7 protein-coding genes are annotated in these 8,169 nt (G+C 66.8%); 3 read left to right on the top strand and 4 right to left on the bottom strand.

Annotation, left to right across the window (positions count from 1 at the left end):
• Positions 1–105: 105 nt before the first annotated feature.
• Together gjpA and DQP56_RS20715 are read left to right on the top strand one after the other, a co-directional pair.
• Positions 106–1,251, top strand: a complete 1,146-nt coding sequence (gjpA, locus tag DQP56_RS20710) for an outer membrane porin GjpA (RefSeq protein ID WP_435673892.1) — start codon at positions 106–108, stop codon at positions 1,249–1,251.
• A 127-nt stretch (positions 1,252–1,378) separates the two neighbouring features.
• A complete protein-coding gene (locus DQP56_RS20715; RefSeq protein WP_353617205.1) occupies positions 1,379–3,220 on the top strand; it encodes a fatty acyl-AMP ligase in 1,842 nt (613 codons plus the stop codon).
• 32 nt (positions 3,221–3,252) lie between these two features.
• On the opposite strand, the gene DQP56_RS20720 is transcribed toward DQP56_RS20715, so the two are convergent.
• From DQP56_RS20720 to DQP56_RS20735, 4 genes are all read right to left on the bottom strand, one after another.
• Positions 3,253–3,990, bottom strand: coding sequence for an SDR family NAD(P)-dependent oxidoreductase (locus tag DQP56_RS20720; protein ID WP_112688652.1), 738 nt, complete (start codon positions 3,988–3,990; stop codon positions 3,253–3,255).
• Complete coding sequence (locus tag DQP56_RS20725; RefSeq protein WP_112688654.1) at positions 3,987–5,924, bottom strand: flavin-containing monooxygenase; 1,938 nt, start codon at positions 5,922–5,924, stop codon at positions 3,987–3,989. The genes DQP56_RS20720 and DQP56_RS20725 overlap by 4 nt, the downstream gene beginning before the upstream one ends.
• A gap of 102 nt (positions 5,925–6,026) precedes the next feature.
• Entirely contained in the window at positions 6,027–6,761 is a 735-nt protein-coding gene (locus DQP56_RS20730) for a sensor domain-containing protein (protein WP_234825756.1), read from the bottom strand.
• A 265-nt stretch (positions 6,762–7,026) separates the two neighbouring features.
• Positions 7,027–7,914, bottom strand: a complete 888-nt coding sequence (locus DQP56_RS20735) for a sensor domain-containing protein (protein WP_112688658.1) — start codon at positions 7,912–7,914, stop codon at positions 7,027–7,029.
• A gap of 74 nt (positions 7,915–7,988) precedes the next feature.
• Between DQP56_RS20735 and DQP56_RS20740 the strand changes: the two genes are divergently transcribed.
• Positions 7,989–8,169 (top strand): hypothetical protein (locus tag DQP56_RS20740; RefSeq protein WP_133258989.1); only part of this gene is annotated, 181 nt, incomplete at its 3' end.

Here is an 8,169-nt window from a genome sequence, read left to right on the forward strand (position 1 = left end):
ACCCCCGGGGCGGACGGCACCGGCGGCAACGCCGGCAGCGACGGCCAACCCGGATAACGCCGCGTTCTGAAGACCAGAAGATCCACCAACCCAAAGGAGATGGCCGTGCAGTTAGCTCTTCAGCCCTATGTCACCGCCGGCATCGCGATCGCGGGCGCCAGTCTCATCGCGGTACCTTCGGTGGCGGCGCCGTTACCCGGCGTTGCCGATACTTCCGTTGCTCAGGCCCCGGCGATCCAGCTCACCGGCGCCTGGGAGGACGCTTTCAACGCCGGGTCCGCCAACCTCTCGCAGTTGGTCAACAACTTCGGTTTGGCGCCCGGCGTCGGATTCCAGCAGGGCCTCGTCAACATGGTCAACTTCATGCAGTTGTTGATCAACGATCCGGCGAACATCACCAACGTGGCCGAGCAGATGCAGGACAACATCAAGGCGGTGTTCTCGTCCTACGATCTGCTCAACGCGGACGACGCAACGATAGCCGCGACGACCGCCTTCACCGTGGCCTCCGACCACAATCTGCTGCTGAGCCAGCTTCCCGGCTTCCTACCGCCGGATATCGATGCCGATATGGTGACCACGATCCTCAATTTCTTGCAGTCACCGCTGAGCGGCATCATCATCGGCTCACTGGGCCCGGCCATCGCCCCCTGGGTTGCGTTGTCCAACAGCATCAGCGACGGAGACAGCTTCAGCGAGATCATCGCCAACATGACCGGCGCGTTCTTCAACGGTGCCACCCTCAACCTCAACTTCCTGCTGCCGGCGATCAACGACGCGGGTCTGCTGCCGGCGCCAATGCAGATCGACAACCTGGAGTTCGCGTTCGGCGGGCTGCTGACCGGTGGCGAGGTAGCCCATGGGCCCTGGCAGATGTTCGACTCCGACGGCGGCGTCGCCGCATCGGTGCCCGTTGTCGGTGGCTCGATCATCAACAGCCTCGGCATCAATATCCTCGGTGTTCCGGTCCTCGGCAGCCTCGGCTTCGACGGCCACGCGATCGGACCGATGGGAGCGTGGCTGAGTTTCTCGGAGCTCGCCGCCCAATTGCTCGGCGCCGGCTGGAATGAGGCGGGCGACGGCAAGGGCGCGCCGACCGACCCGGTCATACCGCCCTGGGCGGGGGTGGATTTCCCCACCGTCCCCGATGACTACTTCGGCGGCGCCGACGCGAGCGGTGCGGCCGCCACCGACCTGTGGAGCCACTTGAGCGACGTCATAACCGAATTCCAATGGGGCGACCTCTTCTAACGGCTGCGTCCGGATTTGTCCCTACCGAGCGTCGGCTTGGAAGTTCACGAACTCAACTGAGAACGCTGGGATTTCGCTAGGGTGCAACCGTCCGGGGTTGAACCGCGCGACCGTTGAGGGAGATGAGTTGTCGGACTACGACTTGACCAGCGGGAACAGCCTGCTGCACATGTTGCGGCTGCGAGCGCGACAGTATCCGGACAAGGTGGCGTTCAGCTTCTCCTACTACGGCGACGATGAGGACCGCAGCGAGCTGACCTATTGCGAGCTCGACCTCAAAGCGCGAGCGATCGCGTCCATTCTGCAGCAGCAGGATGCGGAGGGCGAGCGGGTGTTGGTGTTGTACCGTCCGGGCCTGGAGTTCGTCGCCGCCTTCTTCGGCTGTGTTTATGCGGGGGCGGTTGCGGTACCGGTGCACCAGCGGATGGCACCGCGGCTGACGGCGGTGGTGCCCGACGCGAAAGCGAGTTTTGTGCTGGCCACTGCCGACACCCAGGAGAACACCAAGGCCAGCATCGACGGGCTGGCCGAGGGACGAGCTCTGCGCTGGCACCTCATCGAAGATGCCGCCCTAGGAGATCCCGAACGGTGGGTGGCCCCGGACATCGATGCGGATTCGACCGCCATGATCCAGTACACCTCGGGCTCCACCCGCTCACCCAAGGGTGTGGTGCTGACGCACCGCAACCTGATGCACAACCTGGAGGTCGTGCGTCAGGCGTGGCAAGGCGATGACACCGGGGTCGGCGTCTACTGGCTGCCGCCACACCATGACATGGGTCTTATCGGCGTCGTCCTGGAGATCCTCTACGTCGGGGCCACCGCCGTGCTCATGTCCCCGACCGCCTTCATCAAGCGTCCGATGCGGTGGTTGGAAGCCGTTTCCCGACATCGCGCCATCATCACCACCGCACCGAACTTCGCCTACGAGAAGTGCGTGGAGACCAGCACACCGGAAGAGCGTGCGGCACTCGACCTATCCAACCTGTCCATCGCCATGAACGGCGGCGAGCCGATACGTGCCGTGACACTGCAGAGTTTCGCTGCGGCCTTTGCTCCGGCGGGTTTCCGGCTGGAAACGTTCACGCCGGTGTACGGGCTGGCAGAGGCCACCCTGCTGGTGGCCGGGGGATCCGACGACGCCGTACCCGGGGTTCGCTATGTGGATCGCACCACGCTGGGTTCCGACCGGGTGGTCGACGTCGCACCGGAGCACCCAAGTGCTGCGACATTGGTCAGTTGCGGTCCGCCGCGCGGAGGCCAGGACGTGGCCATCGTCGACCCGGTGACCCACCGGCCATGCGGCCCGGACCAAGTCGGCGAGATCTGGGTCGCTGGACCCAGCGTCGCCCAGGGGTACTGGGAGCGCCCAGCAGAGACCGAGCAAACCTTCATGGCATACCTGTCGGAAGACGGGCCGGACTCCTCACGCGGGCCGTTCCTGCGCACCGGCGACCTGGGTTTCTTGTGCGCCGGGGAGCTGTTCGTCACCGGGCGCTACCAGGACCTGGTCACCATCGACGGCCACAACTACTACCCCAACGATATGGAATTCACCGTGCAGGACTGCCATCCCGTGCTGGTGTCGGGCAGGGGAGCGGTCTTCACGGTGACGCCGAAAGCACATTCCATCCAACAACTGGTGGTCGTCCAGGAAGTGGATCGCAACCGGATCGGCGAGACCGACCTCGCCGATGTCATCGATGCCGTCCGGGCCACCATCAGCGAGCACCACCGCATCGAGGCACACGATGTGGTGCTGGTGGAACACATGTCGATTCCCACCACGACCAGCGGCAAGATCCAGCGGAGCCAGTGTCGACGGCAATTTCTCGGCGGTGAACTCGCGGTGGTGGCGCACTGGCAGGCGCCGCCTGACGGCGTTGCCGAAGCTGAAGAAGCCGCGAACAGGGCCCTGGCGCAGGACATGCTTGCCGAAGCCATCCGTCGGGCATCTGGCAGCGCCTGAACCCCGACGGCCATCGCGACTGGCCGGAGCGATCACGGATGCCGGGCGGTGACCCCTCCGTCGACGACCAGCTGGGTGCCGGTGACGAACGACGCCCGCGGCGACATCAAGAACGCCACCGCGGCAGCTACTTCGGCCGGTTGCCCGATGCGACCCAGCGGTGCGGCGGCAACGAACCCGGCCGCCACCTCCTCGACGTCGAGCGCGACCTGCAGCATCGGGGTCTCGATGAAGCCCGGGCAGACCGCGTTGACCCGAATCCCGGCCGGACCGAGCTGCGCGGCCATGGACCGGGTCAGCCCCAGCAGACCGGCCTTGGAGGCGCAGTAGGCGGGGATGAACGGGTTGGCGGTCAGGCCCTCGATGCTGGAGATGCCGACGACCGCCGGGCTGCCGCCGGCGCGGGCGACCGCTACGAGATGGGGCAGCATCAGCTGCACCAGCATTGCCTGGGCGCGCAGGTTGACATCCATGACGGCGTCCCAGGATTCGCCGGTGTAGGCGCCCACCGGTTCGGGGGCCACCCGGCCCGCCGCATGCACCAGCCCGTCGATCCCGTCGAGCGCATCGGCGGCCGCCGCGACCGCAGCAGGCATGCCGGCGTCGTCGCAGACGTCGACCACCGCGCTCGGCATCCCCAACCCGTCGGCCACCTGCTGAACCCCGGGAGCGATGTCCCACAACGCAACCCGGCGCCCGTCGGCAATCAACGCCTCGGCGCAGGCCCGGCCGATTCCCGACGCCGCACCGGTGACGACGACTCCGCTCACGTGATCGCTCCTTTGCAGATGACGAACTGCGACCAGTCCGGTTCGCGCACCGCCGACCAGTACTTGTCGAGCCGCCACGGGCTCACGGTGTGGATCTCGCCGTCGGCGTTCTTGAAGTAGGAATGCTTGACCGCGGGATGCGCCCACACCGTCTTTCTGATCTCCTCCTGGGTGGCCCGATGCCACTCGGTGGCCGCCTGAGCGGTCGGCTCGATGCAGTGCAGCCGCTCAGCGGCGAGTTTGGCCAGGCAGGCGTCGATGTAGCGCATCTCCAACTCGGAGTTGAAGATCAGGCTGCCGCCGTGTGCCAGGTGCGCCCCGGGGCCGTAGAGCAGAAAGAAGTTCGGGAATCCGGGCACGGTGATGCCCAGGTAGGCATAGGGCCGACTGCCCCACATCGCATGCAGATCGATGCCGTCGCGGCCGGTGACGCGCATCGGCCACAACACATCGGTATGCCGAAACCCGGTGGCGTAGACGATCACATCCGCCTCATGGTGGACACCGTCTTCGGTCTGGACTCCGTTGGGCGTGAGCCGGCGTATCGGGGTGCGGACCAGGTCGACGTTGTCGCGTTGCAGCGTCTTGAGCCAGGTGCCGTTGTCCTGCAGCGTGCGTTTGCCGGTGGCCGGGTAGTCCGGCAGCACCTTGGCCAGCAGCTCGGCGTCGTCGCCGACTTGATCGGTGATCCAGGCGGTGAACATCTGGCGGGCCATGGCGTTGATCTCGCTGACGGCGTAGTCCTGGTCGGGATAGTCCGGGTCCACCCGGGCGGCCTCCAGGCCCTTGTCGGCACCGGGCCACAGCAGCAGAAACCGGTACCAGCGGCCGTAGAACGGCAGATGCTGCAGTGCCCAGCGCACTCCGTCGTCGACCGCGTCGTGATACATCGGGTTGGGGAACATCCACTGCGCGGTGCGCTGAAACACCGTGAGATGCTCCACCTTTCCGGCGATTGCCGGTGCGATCTGGAATCCGCTGGCGCCCGCCCCGATCAGCGCCACCCGCTTGCCGGTCACGTCGACGCTGTGGTCCCAGGCCGCGGAGTGAAATGCTCGCCCGGCGAAGCCGGCCGCACCGTCCAGCTCCGGCAGGTGTGGGCGGTTGAGCTGGCCGACCGCCGTGATCACCGCGCGTGCGGTCATCGTCGCCGCCGCCCCGTCGGCGGTGCGCGTCGTCAACGTCCAGGTTCCGGTGTCCTCATCCCAGGCGGCATCGGTGACCTCGGTACTCCACCGGATATGCTTGCCCAGCTCGTGTTTGGCGATCAGATCGGTGAAATACGCTCGCAACTCCGGCTGTTCGGCGAAGTAGTGACCCCAACCGTTGTTGGGTTCGAAGCTGAAGCAGTAGAAGTGGTTGGCGACGTCCACGCGGGCGCCCGGGTAGTCGTTCTCCCACCAGGTGCCGCCCGGCCCGGGGTTCTTCTCGACGATGGTGAAGGGAATACCGGCCTGCGCCAGCCGGATTCCGGCCAGCACACCCGACTCGCCGCAGCCGATCACCACCGTCGGCAGCTGCGCGGCGCGCTCGGGATCCAGCGGCGCGGGCCGGCGCGGGTCGACACCGGACAGGTCGAGTTCCTCGGCGAGCAGACCCAGATAGTCGTCCGGCACGGTCTCGCAGGCCGCCCAGTCCATCATCTCCTTGACCAGCTCGTCGGGCAGTGGCGCGGGCTGCGGGCAGCCCCGGTCGCGGTAGTCGACGATCACCGCCAGCGCCTCGGCGCGGGCGCGGGCCTTGTCCTCTTCGGACATGAATCCCTGGATCTCGTTGAGGAAGATGCCGTTCTGCTTGAACTCCCGGATGAAGCGCGGGTCGCCGGTGATGTGCACGCACGACAGCAGCAGGGTGGGGATGCTCACCTGCTCCAGGGCGGCGGCGATGTCGGGGGTCGGCGTGTTGAACGGCTGCCCGGCGTAGCGGTTGCGCACCAACCCCGAACCCTTCCCTTTATTCGCTACCACGCGTTGCGAAATTGGTTCGGACGATACGTGACATATCGCGGTTGATCAAGGGCGGCACCGGCCGGCGCCTCACGCTGCGGCGTCGATCTTCTGGATGATCGAGTCGAGGATGGTCTGTGCCGCCGCTGTCGGATCGGTGCGTCCACATGCTACGGCGCGGACAGCAACGTTGTTGCGTACGCTCAGCAGGTGTCGACATGACCAGTCGGGTCCGAGGGCGCTGGTGGCGGTGGTGGCGACTACACGGTCGGAGACGGTGACCTCGCCGACGACCCAGATCTGGTCCGTCACTTCCTTCGCACTGACGGGATGGCCGTTGACAATACGGTTGGCGCACTTGCGCCACGCAGCGCTCTGCTTGCCGTAAAAGGCACGGGCAGCGTCCGCTTGGGGGAAAATGGTCACCGACAGCCCAACCCGGTTGGTGAATCTGGGCGCATTGATGTCGGGCGGGTTGCTCCAGTTTTGCCAGCGGATGGCGGTCCAGCCGGAGCCCAGGTAGGCCCGCGAGGCGACGGAGACGACTCCTTGACAATCGACGTCCACCAGATCTTCGACGTCGATGTTTTCGCCGCGAGCGACGACGTCGATGCCGGAGGCGCCCACCGTGGACGAGATGAAGCCCCGGTCCGGCAGCAGGCCGTCGAGCGCTGACACCGGTAACGGTGCGTGACCGGCCGGCGCCGATGTCTTCGCCGGTGCTGGCTTCGATGTTGCGGTGGGGGTTTGCGCGATCTCGTTCCGGTCACGGCCGACCAGGATCACGGTGACCAACACCGCCGTCAACACGCAGACCAGGCCCATCAACAGCCATATCAGCGGGCGGTTGCTGCGCGGTGGCGGAGGCGGCGGTCCCGGCGGCCAGTGAGGCGGGAACGGGCCGCCCGCAGGCGGGAACGCGGCGCCTGGTGGCGGGAACGGGCCGCCCGACGGTGGGATGGGCTCGGTGCCGGGAGCAAACCGCGTCCGGTCGTAGGGATCGGGTGGCAAACCTTGCGGTCGGTTCATCGCACCCCTCCCTTATCGGTCGCGACCGAACGCTTGACCGGAGTCGCAGCCGCGCATCAACCTACGCCGCCGCATCGACCTTCGCGGTGATCGCGTCGATGATGTCCCGGGCTGCCGTGCTCGGCGTGGTCTCGCCGCAGATGTTGACCTGGGCGACGATATTGTTGCGCAACGCCATCATGCTCTGGCACGACCAGGCGCCGCCGCCCTCGGCGATCACAACGGTGCCGAGCACATCGTCGGCGTCGGTGACCTTGCCGACGGTCCAGAATGAGTCTGCGGCATTCTCCGAGTTCGTTATCCGCAAGTTGACGATGCGCCCCGCACACGACTGCCAGGCGGCGCGCTGTTTGGTGTAGAACGCCTGAGCGGACTCCGAAGACGGATAGCTCACCGCCGACATCAGCAGTGAACGCACCAGCGTTTCGGGCGCGATCTCGGAAGGACTGTTCCAGGCCTGCCAGCGGACGCTGCTCCAGCCCGAACCTGCATAGACCGGGTTGGCGGCGATGAAGTCTGTCACCTGGCAGCTGGCATCCACCACGGTCGCCGGAAACATGCCGTCGCCCTTGTCGACTAAGCCGAGCCCCGGTTCCGCGGCGGTGCTACGGATGAGCTCCTTGTCCGGAAACAGTTCGTCGAGAGCGGAGACGGGCACCGGTGACCGGTCGGAGGCCGCCGACGACGATTTCGTGGTCGATTGCGGGCTCTCGTGTCGATCACGGCCTACGAGGGTCACGGTGAGGACCACCGCGATCGCCGTCAGCAGGCAGACCAGACCCGCCAACAGCCAGATCAGCCGGCGGTTGCCCGGCGGTGGGGGAGCCGGCGGCCCCGGCGGCCAGGATGGCGGGAACGAGCCGCCCGGTGCCGGCGCGATGGGTGCGTTGGTCGGCGTCTGCCGCGTCGGATCGTAGGGATTGGGGGTCGGACGGTGCGGTTCGTTCATCGGTGGCCCTTCATCCCATCGGCGCCGGGTCGCAGCTGGATCGTCACATCCTCGGGAGACGTTATCAGCGCATGGTGCGGGTAACCCCCGTCGTCCGGCACCCGGCAGGGCCGCCGACTGCGCCACGCTCCTCGGCCAAGTCGACGCCAGCCGCCGCACCGGAACGTAGCCTGACACTGATGCGGCACTACTACACCGTCGAAGCGATCCGCGCGGCCGAGGCGCCGCTGCTGGCGAGCCTGCCCGACGGGGTGC

The sequence above is a fragment of the Mycolicibacter senuensis genome (assembly GCF_003284925.1).
In the GTDB taxonomy this organism is placed as follows: domain Bacteria; phylum Actinomycetota; class Actinomycetes; order Mycobacteriales; family Mycobacteriaceae; genus Mycobacterium; species Mycobacterium algericum_A.

What these genes read in the sequence shown, in the direction of transcription:
- DQP56_RS20730 (WP_234825756.1), bottom strand. Translation starts at nt 6,761, where the DNA reads ATGGGCCTGGTCTGCGTGTTGACGGCGGTGTTGGTCACCGTGATCCTG.
- DQP56_RS20735 (WP_112688658.1), bottom strand. Translation starts at nt 7,914, where the DNA reads ATGAACGAACCGCACCGTCCGACCCCCAATCCCTACGATCCGACGCGG.